General features: G+C 61.2%; 17 protein-coding genes. 11 read left to right on the top strand and 6 right to left on the bottom strand.

Translation table 11 applies throughout. The features are described from left to right. Positions 1-51: 51 nt before the first annotated feature. Positions 52-996, bottom strand: a complete 945-nt coding sequence (gene dusC, locus I6G90_RS06690; RefSeq protein ID WP_197930374.1) for a tRNA dihydrouridine(16) synthase DusC — start codon at positions 994-996, stop codon at positions 52-54. Positions 997-1,119: 123 nt separating this feature from the next. On the opposite strand from dusC, the gene I6G90_RS06685 reads away from it, so the two are divergent. The 5 genes from I6G90_RS06685 to I6G90_RS06665 all read left to right on the top strand — a co-directional run bounded on the left by I6G90_RS06685 (position 1,120) and on the right by I6G90_RS06665 (position 5,862). Next, the gene (locus tag I6G90_RS06685; protein WP_019445809.1) at positions 1,120-1,497 is read left to right on the top strand and encodes a YbaN family protein; all 378 of its coding nucleotides are present in this window, start codon (positions 1,120-1,122) and stop codon (positions 1,495-1,497) included. 134 nt (positions 1,498-1,631) lie between these two features. Next, positions 1,632-2,177, top strand: a complete 546-nt coding sequence (gene apt, locus I6G90_RS06680; protein ID WP_042058966.1) for an adenine phosphoribosyltransferase — start codon at positions 1,632-1,634, stop codon at positions 2,175-2,177. Positions 2,178-2,349: 172 nt separating this feature from the next. Then, positions 2,350-4,902, top strand: a complete 2,553-nt coding sequence (dnaX, locus tag I6G90_RS06675; protein ID WP_197930373.1) for a DNA polymerase III subunit gamma/tau — start codon at positions 2,350-2,352, stop codon at positions 4,900-4,902. A 114-nt stretch (positions 4,903-5,016) separates the two neighbouring features. After that, positions 5,017-5,346, top strand: a complete 330-nt coding sequence (locus tag I6G90_RS06670) for a YbaB/EbfC family nucleoid-associated protein (RefSeq protein WP_033113565.1) — start codon at positions 5,017-5,019, stop codon at positions 5,344-5,346. 291 nt (positions 5,347-5,637) lie between these two features. After that, positions 5,638-5,862 (top strand): DUF3955 domain-containing protein, encoded by a 225-nt coding sequence (locus I6G90_RS06665; protein ID WP_232254428.1) that lies wholly within the window; start codon positions 5,638-5,640, stop codon positions 5,860-5,862. A gap of 183 nt (positions 5,863-6,045) precedes the next feature. Here I6G90_RS06665 and I6G90_RS06660 read toward each other — a convergent pair whose 3' ends face one another. Beyond that, positions 6,046-6,342 carry a hypothetical protein gene (locus tag I6G90_RS06660; protein ID WP_197930372.1) on the bottom strand — a complete coding sequence of 99 codons (297 nt, stop codon included), beginning with the start codon at positions 6,340-6,342 and terminating at the stop codon, positions 6,046-6,048. A gap of 136 nt (positions 6,343-6,478) precedes the next feature. Between I6G90_RS06660 and nfo the strand changes: the two genes are divergently transcribed. Then, complete coding sequence (gene nfo, locus I6G90_RS06655) at positions 6,479-7,321, top strand: deoxyribonuclease IV (protein WP_197930371.1); 843 nt, start codon at positions 6,479-6,481, stop codon at positions 7,319-7,321. Positions 7,322-7,417: 96 nt separating this feature from the next. Here nfo and I6G90_RS06650 read toward each other — a convergent pair whose 3' ends face one another. Further along, entirely contained in the window at positions 7,418-8,323 is a 906-nt protein-coding gene (locus tag I6G90_RS06650; RefSeq protein WP_197930370.1) for a LysR substrate-binding domain-containing protein, read from the bottom strand. Between the two features lie 102 nt (positions 8,324-8,425). On the opposite strand from I6G90_RS06650, the gene I6G90_RS06645 reads away from it, so the two are divergent. The 4 genes from I6G90_RS06645 to I6G90_RS06630 all read left to right on the top strand — a co-directional run bounded on the left by I6G90_RS06645 (position 8,426) and on the right by I6G90_RS06630 (position 12,865). Then, positions 8,426-9,418: a TDT family transporter gene (locus I6G90_RS06645; RefSeq protein ID WP_197930369.1), complete on the top strand. Its 993-nt coding sequence runs from the start codon at positions 8,426-8,428 to the stop codon at positions 9,416-9,418. 255 nt (positions 9,419-9,673) lie between these two features. Next, the gene (lpxM, locus tag I6G90_RS06640; protein WP_163128513.1) at positions 9,674-10,663 is read left to right on the top strand and encodes a lauroyl-Kdo(2)-lipid IV(A) myristoyltransferase; all 990 of its coding nucleotides are present in this window, start codon (positions 9,674-9,676) and stop codon (positions 10,661-10,663) included. Positions 10,664-10,814: 151 nt separating this feature from the next. Further along, positions 10,815-11,810 (top strand): LpxL/LpxP family acyltransferase, encoded by a 996-nt coding sequence (locus I6G90_RS06635; RefSeq protein WP_197930368.1) that lies wholly within the window; start codon positions 10,815-10,817, stop codon positions 11,808-11,810. Positions 11,811-12,004: 194 nt separating this feature from the next. Next, positions 12,005-12,865 (top strand): PA4780 family RIO1-like protein kinase, encoded by an 861-nt coding sequence (locus I6G90_RS06630; protein WP_197930366.1) that lies wholly within the window; start codon positions 12,005-12,007, stop codon positions 12,863-12,865. A gap of 44 nt (positions 12,866-12,909) precedes the next feature. On the opposite strand, the gene I6G90_RS06625 is transcribed toward I6G90_RS06630, so the two are convergent. From I6G90_RS06625 to I6G90_RS06615, 3 genes are all read right to left on the bottom strand, one after another. Beyond that, on the bottom strand, positions 12,910-13,440 hold the full coding sequence (locus I6G90_RS06625) for a GNAT family N-acetyltransferase (protein ID WP_197930364.1): 531 nt from the start codon (positions 13,438-13,440) through the stop codon (positions 12,910-12,912). Beyond that, entirely contained in the window at positions 13,437-14,675 is a 1,239-nt protein-coding gene (locus I6G90_RS06620) for a GGDEF domain-containing protein (protein ID WP_197930362.1), read from the bottom strand. Before I6G90_RS06620 ends, I6G90_RS06625 begins: the two co-directional genes overlap by 4 nt. A 263-nt stretch (positions 14,676-14,938) precedes the next feature. Then, positions 14,939-15,433: a prolyl-tRNA synthetase associated domain-containing protein gene (locus tag I6G90_RS06615; RefSeq protein ID WP_197930361.1), complete on the bottom strand. Its 495-nt coding sequence runs from the start codon at positions 15,431-15,433 to the stop codon at positions 14,939-14,941. A 165-nt stretch (positions 15,434-15,598) separates the two neighbouring features. Between I6G90_RS06615 and I6G90_RS06610 the strand changes: the two genes are divergently transcribed. After that, the gene (locus I6G90_RS06610; RefSeq protein WP_197930359.1) at positions 15,599-18,025 is read left to right on the top strand and encodes a DNA polymerase II; all 2,427 of its coding nucleotides are present in this window, start codon (positions 15,599-15,601) and stop codon (positions 18,023-18,025) included. Positions 18,026-18,060: the final 35 nt, after the last annotated feature.

The following is an 18,060-nucleotide window of genomic DNA, read 5'->3' as shown; positions in this document are numbered from 1 at the left end:
TATAGGGACCCGATAACTCTATCAAGATGATATGCGTCAAGTTAAACGTGGTTAGCCGTGGCTTTTGGCCGCTTGCAACAGGGCATCGCGGATGGGGTCGGTCTCTTTGAGTACCCTGATCTCCTGAAACAGCAGGTCCGCCTCGGGATATTCCCGCTTGAGGTAGCTGAACCACTGCTTGATGCGGCTGGGGTAGTAGTCAGCCTTCTCGCTGGCCAGATCCTGCTCGGTGTAGCTCACCATCAGCTGCAGCACCTCGGCCCAGCTCATGTGCGGGCAGCCGGTTTTCATCACGTTGGCCAGATTGGGCAGGGAGATGGCGCCACGTCCGACCATCAGGGCATCGCAGCCGGAGACGCTGGCGCAGGTGAGGGCATCCTGATGATCCCAAATCTCGCCGTTGGCGGTGACCGGGATGGGCAGGGCGCGGCGAATGGCATCCACATACTCCCAGTGGGCGGGTGCCTTGTAGCCTTCGCGCTTGGTGCGGGCATGGACGGCCAGCTCGTTGGCGCCCCCCTGGAAGACCGCCTGGGCGTTCTCCAGATAGAGCTCCTTGTCATCGTAACCGAGGCGAATTTTGGCGCTCACCGGCAGATGGGCGGGCACCGCGTCGCGCACCGCCTTGACGATGCGGTAGATGGTCTCGGGCTCTTTGAGCAGCACCGCGCCACCCTTGCTCTTGTTGACCGTGGGGGCGGGGCAGCCGAAGTTGAGATCGACGCCGGGGGAGCCGAGCTCGATGGCGCGCACGGCGTTCTCGGCCAGCCACTCGGGGTGTTGCCCCAGCAGTTGTACCCGCACCGGGGTGCCTGCGCGGGTCTTGCCATCTTGCAGCAGTTCGGGGCAGAGCCGGTAGAACACCTTGGCGGGCAGCAACTGATCGACGATCCGGATAAACTCGCTCACGCAGAGATCGTAATCATTGACGGAGGTGAGGACCTCCCGCATCAGGTGATCCAGTACCCCCTGCATGGGGGCCAAAATAACGCGCATAACGGCTTTCCGACGAGAGTGGGGAGAAAAAAGAGCGCAGATTGTAGTGGGGTTGCGGCCCGCTGTCAGCACCCGCTCAAACTCTGTTAGGCTAGAGGGAGATAAATCACGCAAGGAGAAGGAATGAAGCGTTGGTGTCTGATGGCGCTCGGGTGGCTGGCATTTGCCACCGGTATCGTGGGCATTGTGCTGCCGCTGCTGCCAACTACCCCCTTCATGTTGCTGGCTGCCGCCCTGTTTGCCCGCTCGTCGCCCCGTTTTCATCGCTGGCTGCTGACCCATCCCTGGTTCGGCCCGCCTATCGTGGATTGGCAGCAGTATCGCGGTATTCGTCGTCAGGCCAGACGGCGCGCCATTATCTTCATTTTGCTCACTTTCTCGGTGTCGCTGGCGGTGGTGCCACTGCTGTGGGTCAAGGGGCTGCTGGTTGTCATAATGGTGATCCTGCTCACCTGGTTAATGCGGCTGCCGGTGCTGGAGCCAGTTGCAATGGCGAAGTGAAGTCCCTAAGCTATTGCAGCAATAATGCTATGGAGTCGGCCTGTCATTTTTGCGTGACAGGCTTTTTTATTTCCCGCAGAAGGGAATTGAGAAAAAATGGCCACCCCTGGGTCAAAAAAATAAGCGGTCAACACATGAATCCGGAAACCCTGAAATTTATCGAAGCAAGCATCAAGACCATTCCCGACTATCCGAAGCCGGGCATTCTGTTTCGTGACATCACCAGCCTGATCGAGAACGCCGAAGCCTTCAAGGCCACCATCGATCTGCTGGCCAATCATTATCGTGATCAAGGGATCACCAAGATTGTTGGTACCGAAGCCCGTGGCTTCATTTTCGGTGCACCGGTTGCCTTCGCCATGGGACTGGGCTTCGTGCCGGTCCGCAAGCCGGGCAAGCTGCCGCGCGACGTGATCGAGGAGTCCTATGCCCTCGAATACGGCACCGACACCCTGCAACTGCACACCGATGCCATCGTGCCCGGTGACAAGGTGCTGGTAGTGGACGATCTGCTGGCGACCGGCGGTACCGTCGATGCGACCGTCAAGCTGATCCGCCGCGCCGGTGGTGAGGTGGCCGATGCGGCCTTCATCATCTCCCTGCCGTCTCTGGGTGGCGATGCCCGCCTGACTGCCGCTGGCATCAAGGTGCTCTCACTGGTTGAACTGGCCGGCGAGTAATGCCTCTTTGGCCCGATCCTCTGCATCGGGCCTGTGTTGAACCGGTGCCCGTGCGGGCATCGGTTTGAAATTCAAGCGATCCCTCCCGCTCTGACCGATAGCCGATACAGCCTCCCGTCCATTTGTGTTAGCATCCGGCCTCAATGCCTTGTCTTCCCTGCATGATGGATTTATGAGCTATCAGGTTCTGGCGCGTAAATGGCGCCCCCATACGTTTGAACAAGTGGTAGGCCAGCAACATGTGCTGACCGCCTTGACCAACGCCCTGGATCAGGGACGGCTGCATCACGCCTATCTGTTGAGCGGTACCCGCGGGGTCGGCAAGACCACCATCGCCCGTATTCTGGCCAAGAGCCTCAACTGCGAGCAGGGGATCAGCAGCCACCCGTGTGGCGTCTGCGATACCTGCCGCGAGATCGATCAGGGCAACTTTGTCGACCTGCTGGAGATTGATGCGGCGTCGCGCACCAAGGTGGAAGATACCCGCGAGCTGCTCGACAACGTGCAGTACCGCCCGGCCCGTGGCCGCTTCAAGGTTTATCTCATCGATGAAGTGCACATGTTGTCGCGTCACAGCTTCAACGCGCTGCTCAAAACCCTGGAAGAGCCGCCTCCCTATGTGAAGTTTCTGCTGGCCACCACGGATCCGCAGAAGCTGCCGATCACCATCCTCTCGCGCTGCCTGCAGTTTCATCTGAAGAGTCTGGATCAGACCCAGATTGCCAAGCAGCTCGAATGGGTGCTGGATCAGGAGGGGCAGCCCTTCGAGCCGCGCGCCCTGCTGGCACTGGCCAAAGCCGCCGACGGCAGTATGCGCGATGCCCTGAGCCTGACCGATCAGGCGCTGGCCCACGGCAATGGCAGCGTGCGCCTCGAGAGCGTGCTGGCGATGCTGGGGACGCTCGATCACCGCCATCTGCACCAGCTGCTGGAAGCCATTTTGCGGCAAGATGCCCCTGCGACCATGGCCAAGATCACCGAGATCGCCACCCTGGGCCCCGATTTTGATCAGCTCCACGCCGAACTGGAAGGCTTGCTCCATCGCATCGCCATGGCGCAGCTGCTACCTGCCAGTGTGCAGGAGCAGGGGGCGGATGCCGAGTCCCTGCTGCAACTGGCCAAGGCGATGAGTCCGGAAGAGGTGCAGCTCTGCTACCAGATTGTGCTGGGTGGTCGTAAAGATCTGCCCTGGGCCCCCGATGGCCGCACCGCGCTGGAGATGACCTGCCTGCGGATGCTCGCCTTCTCGCCACGGCGCGATGCCCTGCATCCGGCCAGCCTCACTGCGCTGCCCCCGTCAATGACGAGCAGTGCCGCGCCGGTAGCCTCCTTGCCGGGAAAGCGCCCGGCCGCTGAATCGGCCGCACTGGCACCGATCAGCGGCGCCGTGCCCGCGGTTGATGCCTCCCTGCCTGCGATGGTGGATGACACCGGCAACCCCGCCAACAGCGAGGAGGAGGCGCAAGCCGCCGAACTGTTCAGCCAGCAGGATGAGCTGCTGCGCGAAGCGGCGGGCATGGGGTATCAACCCGAGCCCGCTCTGCCAAATGTACAGCACGATGTACTTGCGCACTCAGCCGCACAGCCCGCTGATGCTGGCGAGCATGCCGCAGCCGATACGGACTATTCCCGTGGCGAGTCGCTGAACGTCGCCTTCGAGCCTGCAGCCGAGCCCGCGCTCGAAGTGACAGCAACGCCTGTTGCCGCGCCTGAACCGGTATCAGCGGTATCGAGCATGCAGAGCCTGCTTGGCAAGCGAAACATGCTGCGCAGCCGCCAGCGTGGTCAGGATGCCCCGGTAGCGCCCGCGCCGCGCGCGGTGCCGGTTGCACCAGCGCGCCCTGTCGCGCCCGCTGCCGCACCGGTCTTCACCCAACAGCCAGCCCCGGTCAGCCAACCGGCCGGGCAGGGGATGGCGGCGATGGGTCACTATGATGATCTGCCGCCGGTGGATCTCTATGGCGACGGTTACGAGCCGCAGGGTGACAACGGGGAATACGAAGAGTACCTCAATCAGGGCTTTGCGGAGCAGGGGCCGGTGATGAGCCACGCTCCTGTCACGGTACCTGCCCAGCCAACCGATCTGCCCCCCTGGGATCTCGATGGGCAGCCGAGCTATCGACCCGGTGAGCGCGGCGCTACGGCGCCTGCGGTGACGCCCGCCCCAGCGACCCAGCCGGTCGCGCCCGTTGCAACTGCGGCGCTGGCTGCTGCCCCGGTGGCGCAGAGCGAGCCCGCTCAACCGGTGATGGAGACCATCGACTGGGATGAGCTCGAGAGCGATGAGGAGCCGCAAGAGGGGGAGGCGACCCGCCTTATCCCTTCGTCACTGCTCAATGGTTGTGGCGACCCTTGGGCCGAGCTGATTGCCCACACTCAGGTAGGTGGACGGCTGCGCCAGCTGGCCATCAACTCGGTGATGACGCGGGAAGGGGATAAGGTACTGCTGACCCTCAAGCCCGAGCAGCGCCATCTGGTGAGTGACAAGGCGCGCGCCGATCTGGCCGAGATCATCGGCCCGGCGCTGGGGCAACCGGTGCAGGTCGAGGTGACGCTCGGTGTGGTGCCTGACAAGGAGACTCCCCTTGAGATCGAACACCGCCTCTATCTGGGGGTGCGCGAGCAGGTGACCCGGGATCTGGAGCAGGATCCCAACGTGCAGTTTTTAGTTCAGCGGTTTGGTGCCGTGCTTCATCACGAGAGCATCGAGCCCCTCAACCGCTAAATTCCGTGGCCGGGAGCTCGCTTCCGGTTGAAAAGCAGTTTGGCTGTCCCCATCTAGGACAGACAAGCCCACAGACCGGCGCTGGATGCCGGATTTCAAGACGAGAGACGACATATGTTTGGTAAAGGTGGAATGGGGAACCTGATGAAACAGGCCCAACAGATGCAAGAGCGTATGCAGAAGGCGCAAGAGCAGCTGGCTCAGATGGAAGTGACCGGTGAAGCCGGTGCTGGCATGGTCAAGGTCACTATGACCGGTAGCCACAGCGTCCGTCGCATCGAGATCGACCCCTCCCTGATGGAAGATGACAAGGAGCTGCTGGAAGATCTGGTCGCTGCCGCGTGCAACGATGCCGTGCGTCGTGTGGAAGAGCAGAACAAGACCAAGATGGGCGAACTGACCGGTGGCATGCAACTGCCGCCAGGTTTTAAAATGCCCTTCTAAGGCGACTCTCCCCGCGCATTCTTGCTCCCTTGTCGCTGGCCATTCGGGCCACGGCAAGGGGGACGGACGAGAGACCCAAAGACGCAGCCGTTATCGCTCAGGCGATACGCTGCGTTTTTTTGTGGGCGCCGCTCAAGCCCTTGCCAGCTATTGCTCACCCGCCGCCGAGCGCCGTATTTTGTCGATCGCATCTGGTTGCCCGTCCTTAATCGAAAAGCCTCGTTCACTTCACCCTCCCTTCACATCGGGATGGAGAATGGGTGGCTCGTTCAAGATGAAAAGGCGTGTTTGATGATCATGACAATCATGATGCGTACCGGTGCCGTGCTGGCGGCCATGGGCGTGTGCTGTCTGGTGGCTTTTGAACTGATTGGTTCTACCGTCGCTGAAGATGGCACTTTGCATGAACCCTTCGGCTTGATCCCCATCGGTTTGTTGTTGCTCGGTGTGGCGATCTTGTTGCTGCTGGCCGGGGCAGTCAAGGGTGTGTGGCTGCGCCGTCACGGCCGCACATAACGCCTTGGGATGGGGATGGTGGACGAGGCTGCGGGATGCCTGATCCAAGCATCCCGCAGACTACCACTGCGCAGGAGGGAGGCAACCGTACATCGAGATGAGCAAAAGTGTGCTCGGTGATCTCATCGGTATGGGGTCTGGCGGGGTAACAGCCAGATGCGTTGTAAAATGGGTGGCTTTCGCTTATTTGGCGTGCAGAAACAGCTCTTCAATGGACATCGGGGTGCTGAAGTAGTGCGTCACGGCATTGGCGAGATAGGGCAGCAAATCATCCTCCCGGATCTCGTCCGCCAGCCGGGTGTCCGGCTCGGCCTTGAAACGGGGCGCATGCACGGTTTTGCCCTGATTTTCGAGGAATTGGGCAATCCCTGCCGCTGACGCCGTCGCCCACTGGCGATGGGGGGGCATGGAGGCAAATTTCAGCAAGGGTTCTTTGGTGTTGTCAATCATCGGCAGGTTCATCGCAAGCTCCTCGGTCATGGAGTGAATATCATAAAGTTCGAACCTGAACGAATCCTTTTTAGCCCGCAAAAACGATCAGGCTTATCGACTATTCCGGTTTGGCGGGATTGGGCGAGATCGGCATAATGGCGGCTTGCCGTATTGAGGAGATTGTATGAAATATATCGGAGCCCACGTCAGTGCGGCCGGCGGGGTGGAGAATACCATCGCCCGCGCCCAGGCCATCGGGGCCAACGCGTTTGCCCTCTTTACCAAGAATCAGCGTCAGTGGCAGGCGGCCCCCTTGTCGGAGGCCACCATCAGCGCCTTCAAGGCGGCCTGTGACAAGGCCGGTTTTCTGCCGGAGCAGATCCTGCCCCACGACAGCTATCTCATCAATCTTGGCCACCCGGATCCCGATGGTCTGGCCAAATCCCGCGATGCCTTTCTCGACGAGATGAAGCGCTGCGAGCAGCTGGGGCTCTGTTATCTGAACTTCCACCCCGGCAGCCATCTCAAGCAGATCCCAGAGGCGGCCAGCCTCAAGCTGGTGAGCGAGTCGATCAACTGGGCGCTGGAGCGCAGTGAAGGGGTGACGGCGGTGATCGAGAATACCGCCGGGCAGGGGACCAACCTCGGCTGGTCGTTCGAGCAGCTCGCCACCATCATCGAGGGGGTGGAGGACAAGAGCCGGGTCGGGATCTGTTTCGATACCTGCCACGCCTTTGCCGCGGGCTACGATCTGCGCACCGCCGAGAGCTGCGCCGCCGTCTTTGCCGAGTTCGACCGCACTGTGGGTTTTCACTATCTCAAGGGGATGCATATCAACGGCGCCAAGTGCACCTTCGGTAGCCGGGTCGATCGTCACCACAGCCTGCGCGAGGGCAATCTGGGGGAGGCGGTGTTCCACCACATCATGAATGATGATCGCTTCGATCGCATTCCGCTGATCCTCGAGACCATCGACGAGTCCATCTGGGGCGAGGAGATCAGCTGGTTGCGCAGTCTGGCGAAGTGATAATCAGCAAGCAAGTCAAAGAGAGGGAGCAGTGGCTCCCTCTTTGCTTTTTCCGTCATTGACGCTCTGGTTTGCTATCGATGATCTGGCCGGGGGTTAGTCCGGGCTGATCACCTCGGCATCATTCACCTGAGCCCGGCAGAAGTGGAGAAAGTGACGCAGGGAGGCGGAGTGGTACTTCTGCTTGTGCCAGATGAGGGAGAGCTGGCGCGGGAAGCGGCGGGTGAGGGGAAGGGCCACCAGTCGGCCATCCTTGAGCCGATCGGAGACCGCCAGCCGGGAGATAAAGGAGATCCCCAGCCCCTTTTCCACCGCCAGCATTACCGCCTCCAGGGTGTTGAGCTCAAGCCCTGCCTGCCAGCGGGGCAGCTCGGGCTGGATCTGCTGGATAAACTGCTCGCGGCTGCCAGATTGCGCTTCACGCAGCACCCAGGTCTCGCCGCTCAGTCGGGAGAGAGAGAGCTCCGCCTTGTCGGCAAGCGGGTGGCCGGGGGGCGCCACCACCAGCATCTCGTCCTGCAGCCAGGGTTCGGCGAGCAGGTCGGGGTGGTGGTTCTCCCCCTCGATCAGCGCCATATCCAGCTCGAAGTTGGCCAGCGCATGGCAGAGCAGGTGGGTGTTGTTGATGGTCACCTTGGGGGGCAGCCCCAGCTCCTGTCTGCTGCTGGCGAGCAGGGTCGGCAGCAGGTAGTTGCCGATGGTCTGGCTGGCGCCAAGACGCAGCTGGCCACTCGGCTCGGCATCGGGGCTGAACAGGTTCTCGATATCCTGCATCCGGGTCAGCAGCTCTTCGGCGGCCGGTTGCAGCAGGCGCCCTTCGTTGTTGAGCTGCAATCTGGGGTGAATGCGGTCAAACAGCGGGGTGGAGAGCTGGCGCTCCAGCTCCTGCAGCGACTGGGAGACGGCCCCCTTGCTCAGGCAGAGCTCATTGGCGGCAAGGCCAAGGTTTCCGTAGCGGGCAATGGTGGCGAACACTTTCAGCTGCTGCAGGGTCAGTTTCATGCTGTTTGGTTTTCCTGAACGATTGATTTAATTCATTTAGATATCGTAAACGATAAGGGGCCATTATCCTATCGCCATAGTCATCAATAGAAAGGTGTCATCATGATCGCAAGAACCCGTAAATCACTGGCTGCCGCCCCAACCCCCATGGCGGGTCTGGCGCTCGGCATCGCCAGCCTTGGTTGGTGTTGGGAGAATGCCGGTCACTTCGATGGCCGGATGCAGCTGCTGGGCGCCGCCGTTGCCGCCGTGTTGCTGGTGATCCTGACCTTCAAGTTTCTGCTTCACCCCCGCCTGCTGTTGCAGGATCTCGCTCACCCCGTGGTGGGCAGCGTGGTACCGACCTATGCTATGGGCACCATGGTGGTCTCGAAAGCGCTGGGGATGATTGCGCCGCAAGCGGGCGAGGCCCTCTGGCTGTTTGCCGTGGCGGTTCACCTGCTGTTCCTGGCCACCTTTATCTGGCATCGCGCCAAAGAGTTTGAAATCCATCACATGGTGCCGAGCTGGTTCGTGCCGCCGGTGGGGATCATCGTGGCGGACGTGGCCTTTCCGGGCGGTCAGTTTGCCCCGCTGGCCAACGGTCTGCTCTGGTTCGGGATCATCTGCTACGGCCTGATGCTGCCGCTGATGCTCTATCGCCTGATCTTCAGCCATGAAGTGCCGGATGCAGCCAAACCGACCATCGCGATCCTGGCGGCCCCTGCCAGCCTCTCTCTGGCAGGTTACCTGACCGTCAGCCAGGATCCTTCCTTGCTGCTGGTGGCCGTGCTGCTGGGGATCGCCATCCTGATGACCGGCATCATCTATCTGGCCTTCATCAAACTGCTGCGTCTGCCCTTCTCGCCGGGTTATGCCGCATTCACCTTCCCGCTGGTGATCGGTGCCACCGCCCTGTTCAAAGTGGCCCATCTGGTTGAAGGGTTTGCGCACGCTGCCCACTATGTGGAGCAGATCAGACTGCTGGCCCACTTCGAGCTGGGCGTCGCCACCGTCATCGTCGGCTATGTGGCACTGCGTTACCTGATGTTCTTTCTGCCGCAGCGTGATACCGCAATGAACAACGGCATGGCTCGCCAGGGGGCTCACCGCTAACGCTTGACGAGGTGACATCGGAACATGGTCAGGCAGTGCGCTCAGAGAGCGACGGGATAAACAACCAGTCATACGATGGATGGACAAAGAGCCACCACTCTGGTTGTGTAATAAGCAAGATGCCCCGCAGTGCGGGGCATTTTTTTGTGGTTTTTTGACCTCGCGCTCGTGTCGGGTTGCTGGCCATGAAATTAACTGGTATTACCTGTCAGGATGACTACAATGCACCACAACTTTTTTGCTTGACCCCGAATCATGTCTCCCCAAGATCCCGTATTTAACTCCTCCTTTGAAACCCGTTTTCTGCATCCCCGTTACTGGTTCAGCTGGCTGGCCCTTGGCCTGCTTATGCTGCTGGCTTTTGTGCCGGTGCGATTGCGCGATCGTTTGGCTGATGCTTTGGCGCCGCTGGTGTTGCGTGTGTCCAAAAAGCAGCTCTATATCGCCAGAACCAATCTGGAGATCTGCTTCCCGGACAAGAGCCCGGAAGAGCGCGATGCCATTGCGCTGACCTCGATCCGGGTCGGCCTCAAGAGTCTGCTGGGATTCGGCGAGTTCACCATGCGCAGCCAGCGTTACCTGATGAGCCGGATGCAGGTGAGTGGCTGGGAACATATCGAGGCGGAGCGGGCTGCCGGTCGGCCGGTGATCCTGGTGGTGCCCCACACCTGGCCGGTGGATGCCGCCGGTTACTGCTTCACCCAGCGCGGGGTGCCCATGTGCACCATGATGAAACGGGCGCGCAATCCGGTGTTTGACTGGCACCTCAACCGGGCACGGGCCAAGAACGGTTGCCGCGTCTATGAGCGCAGCGCCGGGATCAAGGCGGTGATCAGAACCATCAAGAGCGGTCGCAGCTTCTTCTACCTGCCGGATCAGGATCACGGCCGCGAGAAGAGCATCTTCGCCCCCTTCTTTGGCCACCCCAAGGCGACCCTGCCTGCCTTGCCCCGTCTGGTGCAGGTCAGTGGCGTCAAGGCGGTGCCGTTGCTCGCCTGTTACGATGAAGCGAACCACTGCTACCGGCTGGAGATTGACGCGCCATTCGACAACTATCCCACCGAGGATGTCATGGCCGACACCTGCCGGATGAACGATATGGTGCAGCAGCAGCTGACCCGTCATCCCGGTCAGTACATGTGGTTCCTCAAGATTTTTGATACCCGTGAAGATCATGAGGGGCCGGATGGCCGCTACGAAGAGGGTATTCGCCGGATCCGCAAGGGATTGTCGCCCCACGGCTGATCCTGAATTTGTATGCATTGAAATGGCCCCATGTGGGCCATTTTTTTGTGATAACTACTCTGATCAGTGCCTTGCAGGCTGGTGGCCAGCCGCTTGAGGGTAGAAAAAAATGTCAGGATAACTACAATAACTGTTTGTTTTTGATGACTTGATGGCCGCCATGTCCCCGTTAGACCCGGTATTTGATACCTCATTTCATACTCGCCTGCTCCATCCCAAATGGTGGGGGAGCTGGTGTGCGCTGGGGCTGCTCTCCCTGCTGGCATTTACCCCAACGAGGCTGCGGGATCGTTTTGCCGATCTGGTCTCACCGACCCTGCTGCGATTCTCGAAAAAGCAGGCCTATATCGCTGATACCAACCTCAAGATCTGCTTTCCCGCACTGGACGCCGCCGGGCGCCAGGCGCTGCTGCTCAAATCGATCCGGGTCGGGCTCAAGACCTTTATGGGCTTTGGCGAGCTCAGCTGGCGCAGCAAGGCGCGGCTGACCCGCCGTATCAAGGTCACCGGCTGGGAGCATGTGCAGGTGGAGCAGGACGCGGGTCGACCACTGATCCTGGTGGTGCCACACACCTGGGCGGTCGATATGATCGGCCGCTACTTCTCCATGATGGGCATCAACATGTGTACCATGATGAAAAGCCCGAAGGATCAGGTGTTTGACTGGTACATCAACCGCGAGCGGGCCAAGGCGGGCAAGGTGTATGAGCGCAGTGTCGGCATCAAGCCGGCGGTCAAGACGATCCGCGCCGGTGCCAGCTTCTTCTATTTGCCGGATCAGGATCACGGCCGCGAGGCGAGCGTGTTTGTTCCCTTCTTCGGCCACCCCAAGGCGACCCTGCCCGCGCTGCCCAAGCTGGTGAAACTGACTGGCGCCAGAGCGGTACCCATCTTCGCCAGTTATGACGAGGATGAGGGGCGCTATCTGCTGGAGATCGAGCCGCCGTTCGACCCCTATCCCACCCCGGATCTGCTGGCGGATGTCAATGCCATGAACCGGGTGGTGGAGATGCAGGTGGCCCGCCATCCCGAGCAGTACATGTGGTTTCTCAAGATCTTCGAAACCCTGGAGCATCCGGAGGGGGATGACGGCCTCTATGAAGCGGGGATCCGGCGCATTCGTCAGGGCTTGCCGCCAGAGCCTTGAAAGTTGGCCCGCTTGCGGGCCATTTTTGTTGCTTCAGCGGCGGGTTAAAGTAAGCGGGCCGTGCCGTTTTTTCAGGCGCTCAGCTGGACAAAAACAGCGCAAACAGGGGATAAAAGGGTGTCTTATGAAAGGGAGAGGCAGGTGAGCGTGCGCGGAGCTATCTTCGAGAGCGGAAATAGGGTAAAAGGGCGGCCATGAAAATTCCAAATCGAATCCAACCTCTGGTTGATGACGGCCTGGTCGATGAGGTCGTCAGCCGGTTGATGAGCGGCAAAGAGGCCGACGTCTATGTAGTGCGCTGCGGCGACGAGATCCGCTGCGCCAAAGTCTATAAAGAGGCCTCCAAGCGCAGCTTCAAGCAGGCCGTGGTCTATCAGGAGGGGCGCAAGGTGCGTAACAGCCGCAGCGCTCGCGCCATGGAGAAGGGCTCCAAGTACGGCCGCAAGCAGCATGAAGAGGTGTGGCAGAACACCGAAGTCGATGCCCTGTTCAAGCTGGCTGCGGCCGGTGTGCGGGTGCCGCAGCCCTATGTCTGCCTCGACGGCGTCCTGCTGATGGAACTTATCACCGACGAGGATGGCAATGTCGCGCCGCGTCTCAACGATGTGGCACTCACTCCCGAGCAGGCGGTCATCGATCACCACCAGGTGATCCGCTATGTGGTGCGCATGCTCTGTGCCGGCCTTATTCACGGCGATCTCTCGGAGTTCAACGTGCTGGTGGATAGCCAGGGCCCCGTCATCATCGACCTGCCCCAGGTGGTGGATGCCGCCGCCAACAACCAGGCCAAGGTGATGCTGGAGCGGGACGTCAACAACATGCGCAACTACTACGGCATGTATGCCCCCGAGCTGCTCAAGACCCGTTATGCCCAGGAGATGTGGGCGCTGTTTGAAGATGGCAAGCTCACCCCCGAGAGCGAGCTGACCGGCCACTTTGAAGAGAGCCGTGCCGCCATCGATCTCGATTCCGTGCTGCACGAGATCGAGAGTGCCGAGGAGGAGGCCTATGCCCGCCAGGCCCGGATGAAGGCCGAGCAGGAAGACAGCTACTAACGGCTTGCCACTCTCGCCACAAGAGCGCCTTCGGGGCGCTCTTTTTATTGCTGCATCGACTGCGGCCGGGGGGCTAGCTGGTACATCTCCAGCCAGCGGCGATCTCCTGGATGGAAGCGCCGCCCCAGCAACACGCCACCGGCTGCCGTAATAACCTTGCGGGAGGCCAGATTATCTTCGCCGCAGCTTATCAGCACCGGTGCCACCAGCACCTGCTGTTGCACCCAGCACAGCAGCACGGTCGCGGCCCCTTCACCACGGCGAGAGGGGCGGGTTTCGTAACCGATATGACCCAGCCACTGGCGGGTTGCCTCATTGTCGCCGTGACGCAGGCGCAGGGTGGCGATGATCTCTCCGCCATCGAGGGCAAAATAGGTAGTAGCAGACAGGTATCTGTCGGGCAGATTGCGCCCTTCGGCGTGGTCCAGCAGGCTCTGTAGCCAGCCGTCCGGATCAAATTGCGCCACCTGATAGAGCGGCAGTCCCGCTTCGGCACATTCGGTGACATAGCGGCGGTAGGCCGGCGCATCTGCCAGCCTGGCCGGGCGGCACTGCAGAGCGGGAACCGATCTCATGACAGGAGCACGCTGGGTTGTAGCGGTTGCGGTTCGCTGTGGTGGGGCTCCAGTACGCAGGCCCGTTGCCGCCCCGCCTGCTTGGCGGCATAGAGTGCCCGATCCGCCCGCAGGTAGGCCGCTGCAAACCCCTCGCCAGGATGCAGCGAGGTGAGGCCGATACTGAGGCTGATTGGCCCTCCCGCCAGCGCTCCGGTTGCCTCGGCGATCTGCTGCTGCAGGCCGTGGCAGTAGGTGGGCAGGCTCTGCGGGTCTGCCATCAGCAGCAGGGCCAGCTCATCGCCACCGAGCCGACCGGCCATCCCCTCGGCAGGCAGGGTATTGGCGATCACATGGCCCACGGCCCGCAACATGGCATCGCCGGCGGGATGGCCGTGGCGGTCGTTGATCTGCTTGAAGTTGTCCAGATCGATCAGCAGCAGCTGGCCGGGGTTCGCCATCTCGCGGGCGCACAGGGTCACCTGGCGTTCAAAATAGTGGCGGCTGAACAGGCCGGTCAGCTCATCCTGATTGGCACGCCGCTCCAGCTTGCGTTGGGTGGCCAGCATAGCCTGCTGCTGGCGGGTGTGAACCAGACTGAGCAACAGATAACTGCGGGCGATGGTAAAGAGCAGGCTGAGCAGGATCACCGGACCGAGCAGCGGATCGGTGAAGGAGTTGGCCGCCAGCTCCGGCTGCCAGAGGTGTTTGGCGATCCGCAGCAGTTGCAACAGCAGTTGCAGCGCGAGCAGCAGGATGGCAAAGCGCAACACCCGATAGACAGGGGCCAGCCGCTGGTAGCGCCAGAGCTGCCAGATAAGCAGCGCAATCTGCAGCGAGAGTACGCCGGAGAGCACGATGATCCGGCTGTGCACATCAGAGAGGGGCTGCTGCAGGGTGGTCAGGGCAAACAGGGCGAAACCGCCGAGGGTGACGGCGGGCAGCAGCCAGCCCAACGGGTCGGCTTCACGCCGAAAGAAGTGGCGCATCCCCCGTTCATAGAGCAGAGGGGTCGCCATCAGCAGCAGGTTGGTCAGCAGAATATTGGCGAGCGAGGCTTCGCCCTCAAGGGGGCGCAGCAGCAGACAGCTGAAGGCTCCGGCGATGGCCAGCTCGCTTCCCGCCCAGTAGAGCAGCGCCCTGATCTGGCGATGGCTGTACCACATGGCGGCGAAAATGGTAGCGACCCCCATATGTGACAGCGTGACGAACAGCACCAGACTCAACAACTGGGCCGAGGAAAACAGACTTGGCATCGAGGGCTCTCTGGAACGGTCACCTGTGAACGAACGGGCGATGGGGTATCGCCTGCTGGCAGTGGCCGATCACAACATGAATTCAACCTATTATCAATTGGTTAAATGGCCTGATGCGCTTGCTCCCGACTTCATGCACGATAGCGACTGCTGACTCGATTTATCGGGTGGTATGGCGCCATTTTATTGTTTTGTCAGTCAATTGTGCTGCGAGCAATATGGCCGTATTGGCGACAATGTTGCCCCCACCGCCAACCCTCGTGTTAATCGCAGGTTGCCGCTGGCAAGCGCATCACGATTGCCTTGCGGCCCAGATGGGTCAGCAGATGGCGCACGTCGTCGAGGCGGATGATCAGGGTAGCGGTGTTGACCAGCGGATGGCACTGCACCTGTTCGGCCTGCCAGATGGCCTCGTCCACCACCAGCTCCACGGCCTGTTCGCTATCGCGCACCATGGCGAGCAGGGTCACCGAGCCCGGGGTGAGACCGAGCACCGCATCGAGCCGCTCGGGGGAGCCAAAGCTCAGCCGTTTGACCCCGAGCATGACCGCCAGCGCCTTGAGATCGACCCGGCGCTCCTCCGGACTCACCACCAGAAACAGCCTCTCGCTTTTCGGATCGCGCAAAAAGAGGTTCTTGGTCTTGGCGGCGGGCAGGTCGGGCAGCAGCCTGCTCGCCTCCTCACAGGTAAACACGGGGGGATGATCGAAACGCTGGTAGGGGATAGCCAGCTGATCCAGCAGGGAATAGATTGCCACAGAGACTCCTTTCGTCGGCGAAGAGTGGTCAGAACCGGATGGGCGGGAATAACGACCGGATCGAGCTTACCAGTTTGACTCCCGCCTCGCAGCCTGCGTGACGATTGCGAGCTGGCACTGTATGAACGTACAATAGTCCCATTCTCGGACAGCCCCTTTACCTTCATGACTGCAACCCAGCCCATCGTACCCGCCACCCCGCCGCTCGACGGTTTTATCCTGACCCGCCACGGTCGGGACGTGCGCGGCCGCAACGGGCACGCCGCCACCACCGAAATCGTGATGTGGCTCTGGAGCGCGCAGGGACCGGTGCGGGTGGTGGTGCCGGGGCAGGAGCCGGTCTTCTTTCTGCCACAGAGCCATATGGCGGAGGCGGCCGAGCTGTTCAAAGGCGCCGGGGTGAGCGGGCGGTTTCGCCGTCTGCCGATGCACACCTTCGACGGTCGCCCTGTGGTGGGTTGCTATTTCGCCACCCTGAGCGCCTTTCACCGCGCCATCGAGCTGTTGCTCATTCGCGGGCTCGAGCACTTCGAGGCGGATATCCGGCTGCCGGAGCGTTTTCTGATGGAGCGTTTCATCACAGCTGGCGTGCGCTTCGATGGCCGGGCGGTGAAGAAGGGCGGCAAGCAGGGCTACTGGGAGGTCAACGAGGCACGCTGTGCGCCGCAGGCGGTGACGCCCAGCCTCTCATGGGTGTCCCTCGACGTGGAGTGCGCCATGGACGGTGCGCTCTTCTCGGTCGGTCTTTACAGCGAGCAGGATGCACGGGTCATCATGATCGGCGCACCGGAGGCGGATGCCGAGAGCTGGGGCACCAAGGTCGAGTGGGTGGCGGATGAAAGCGCCCTGCTTGGCGCGCTGGAGAGCTGGTTCAGCCTGCACGACCCCGATTTGGTGATTGGCTGGAACGTGGTTAATTTCGATTTTCGCCTGCTGCTGCGCCGCGCCGAGCTCAACAAGCGGCGTCTGCGGCTGGGGCGGGGGCGCGAGCTCTGCTTCTGGCGCTCATCGCGCAATGATCCCCAGACCGGCAACGTCATCATCCCCGGGCGCATGGTGCTCGATGGCATCGATACCCTGAAAAGCGCCACCTGGCAGTTTGCCAGCTACAGTCTGGATGCGGTGGCCAGCGAACTGCTTGGCCGTGGCAAGGATATCGAGGATGTGGCCAATCGGGGGGAGAAGATCACCGAGCTGTTCCACTCCGACAAGGAGGCGCTGGCCCGCTACAACCTGGAAGATTGCAAACTGGTGTGGGAGATCTTCGACTACTGCCACCTCATCCCCTTTGCCATCGAGCGCGCCTCCCTCACCGGGCTGGAGCTGGACCGGGTAGGGGGCTCGGTGGCGGCCTTTACCAACCTCTATCTGCCGCGGCTGCATCGCGGCGGCTACGTGGCGCCCAATCTGCCTGCTGACGGGGGGCTCGCGAGCCCCGGCGGCTATGTGATGGACTCCAAGCCCGGTCTCTATCGCCATGTGCTGGTGCTCGATTTCAAGAGCCTTTATCCCAGCATCATCCGCACCTTTTGTATCGATCCCATGGGACTGGTGGAGGGGCTGCAACACCCAGAACACGCCATTCCCGGCTTTCGCGGCGCCATGTTTTCCCGCGAGCGGCACTTCTTGCCGGATCTCATCGCCACCCTGTGGGCGGCGCGGGATAGAGCCAAGGCGGCCAGCAACAAGGCACTCTCCCAGGCTATCAAGATCATCATGAACTCCTTTTATGGGGTGCTGGGCTCGGGGGGCTGCCGTTTCTATGATCCGCGACTTGCCTCATCCATCACCCTGCGCGGTCACAGCATCATGCAGCAGACCCGCGAGTGGATTGAGGCGAAGGGGTTCGAGGTGATCTATGGCGACACCGACTCCACCTTTGTCCATCTGGGGCGCGAGACCAGCCCGGATGAGGCGGACGAGATCGGCCAGCGACTGGCGCAAATGATCAACGATAACTGGGCTGCACTGATCAGGCGCGAGTTCGATCTGCCGAGTTATCTCGAGATCCAGTACGAGACCCACTACCGCCGCTTTCTGATGCCCACCATCCGCGGCTTGGAGAAGGGGAGCAAGAAGCGCTATGCGGGGCTGGTTGGCAAGGCCAGCGAGGGGAGTGAACAGCTGGTATTCAAGGGGCTCGAATCGGTGCGTACCGACTGGACCATGCTGGCCAAGCAGTTTCAGACCCGCCTCTATGAGCTGGTGTTTCACGATGAAGATCCCAGCGGCTATGTGCGCACCATGGTGGATGAGACTCGCGCCGGTCGTCACGACGATCTGCTTATCTACCGCAAACGGCTACGCCAGAAGCTCGAGGAGTATCAGAAGAATGTGCCGCCCCATGTGCGGGCGGCGCGACTGGCCGATGAGGAGAACTTGCGCCGCGGTCTGCCCCAGCTCTATCAGCATCGGGGCGCCATCGCCTATCTGATGACCCTCAATGGCCCCGAACCGCTGGAGTATCGGCGCAGCGCCATCGATTACGAACACTATATCGACAAGCAGTTACGGCCCATCGCCGACGCCATCCTGCCCTTTATCGGCGAATCGTTCGACCGGATCTGCGGCCAGCAGCTGGATCTTTTCTGATTGATGCAAGATGGCACTTTACTTCCCATGAATAC

It is taken from the genome of Aeromonas allosaccharophila (assembly GCF_016026615.1).
GTDB classification, from domain to species: Bacteria; Pseudomonadota; Gammaproteobacteria; order Enterobacterales; family Aeromonadaceae; genus Aeromonas; species Aeromonas allosaccharophila.
The sequence above is the reverse complement of the archived record's forward strand: the minus strand, read 5'-3'. Positions and strand labels throughout refer to the sequence as shown.

Excerpts from the sequence above, each read along its gene's own strand:
- I6G90_RS06660 (WP_197930372.1), bottom strand. The coding sequence starts at position 6,342 with ATGACCGAGGAGCTTGCGATGAACCTGCCGATGATTGACAACACCAAA.
- I6G90_RS06625 (WP_197930364.1), bottom strand. The coding sequence starts at position 13,440 with ATGAGATCGGTTCCCGCTCTGCAGTGCCGCCCGGCCAGGCTGGCAGAT.
- lpxM (WP_163128513.1), top strand. The coding sequence starts at position 9,674 with ATGTCTCCCCAAGATCCCGTATTTAACTCCTCCTTTGAAACCCGTTTT.
- I6G90_RS06645 (WP_197930369.1), top strand. The coding sequence starts at position 8,426 with ATGATCGCAAGAACCCGTAAATCACTGGCTGCCGCCCCAACCCCCATG.
- I6G90_RS06635 (WP_197930368.1), top strand. The coding sequence starts at position 10,815 with ATGGCCGCCATGTCCCCGTTAGACCCGGTATTTGATACCTCATTTCAT.
- I6G90_RS06665 (WP_232254428.1), top strand. The coding sequence starts at position 5,638 with ATGATCATGACAATCATGATGCGTACCGGTGCCGTGCTGGCGGCCATG.
- I6G90_RS06630 (WP_197930366.1), top strand. The coding sequence starts at position 12,005 with ATGAAAATTCCAAATCGAATCCAACCTCTGGTTGATGACGGCCTGGTC.
- dusC (WP_197930374.1), bottom strand. The coding sequence starts at position 996 with ATGCGCGTTATTTTGGCCCCCATGCAGGGGGTACTGGATCACCTGATG.
- dnaX (WP_197930373.1), top strand. The coding sequence starts at position 2,350 with ATGAGCTATCAGGTTCTGGCGCGTAAATGGCGCCCCCATACGTTTGAA.
- nfo (WP_197930371.1), top strand. The coding sequence starts at position 6,479 with ATGAAATATATCGGAGCCCACGTCAGTGCGGCCGGCGGGGTGGAGAAT.
- I6G90_RS06620 (WP_197930362.1), bottom strand. The coding sequence starts at position 14,675 with ATGCCAAGTCTGTTTTCCTCGGCCCAGTTGTTGAGTCTGGTGCTGTTC.
- I6G90_RS06670 (WP_033113565.1), top strand. The coding sequence starts at position 5,017 with ATGTTTGGTAAAGGTGGAATGGGGAACCTGATGAAACAGGCCCAACAG.
- I6G90_RS06650 (WP_197930370.1), bottom strand. The coding sequence starts at position 8,323 with ATGAAACTGACCCTGCAGCAGCTGAAAGTGTTCGCCACCATTGCCCGC.
- apt (WP_042058966.1), top strand. The coding sequence starts at position 1,632 with ATGAATCCGGAAACCCTGAAATTTATCGAAGCAAGCATCAAGACCATT.
- I6G90_RS06610 (WP_197930359.1), top strand. The coding sequence starts at position 15,599 with ATGACTGCAACCCAGCCCATCGTACCCGCCACCCCGCCGCTCGACGGT.
- I6G90_RS06685 (WP_019445809.1), top strand. The coding sequence starts at position 1,120 with ATGAAGCGTTGGTGTCTGATGGCGCTCGGGTGGCTGGCATTTGCCACC.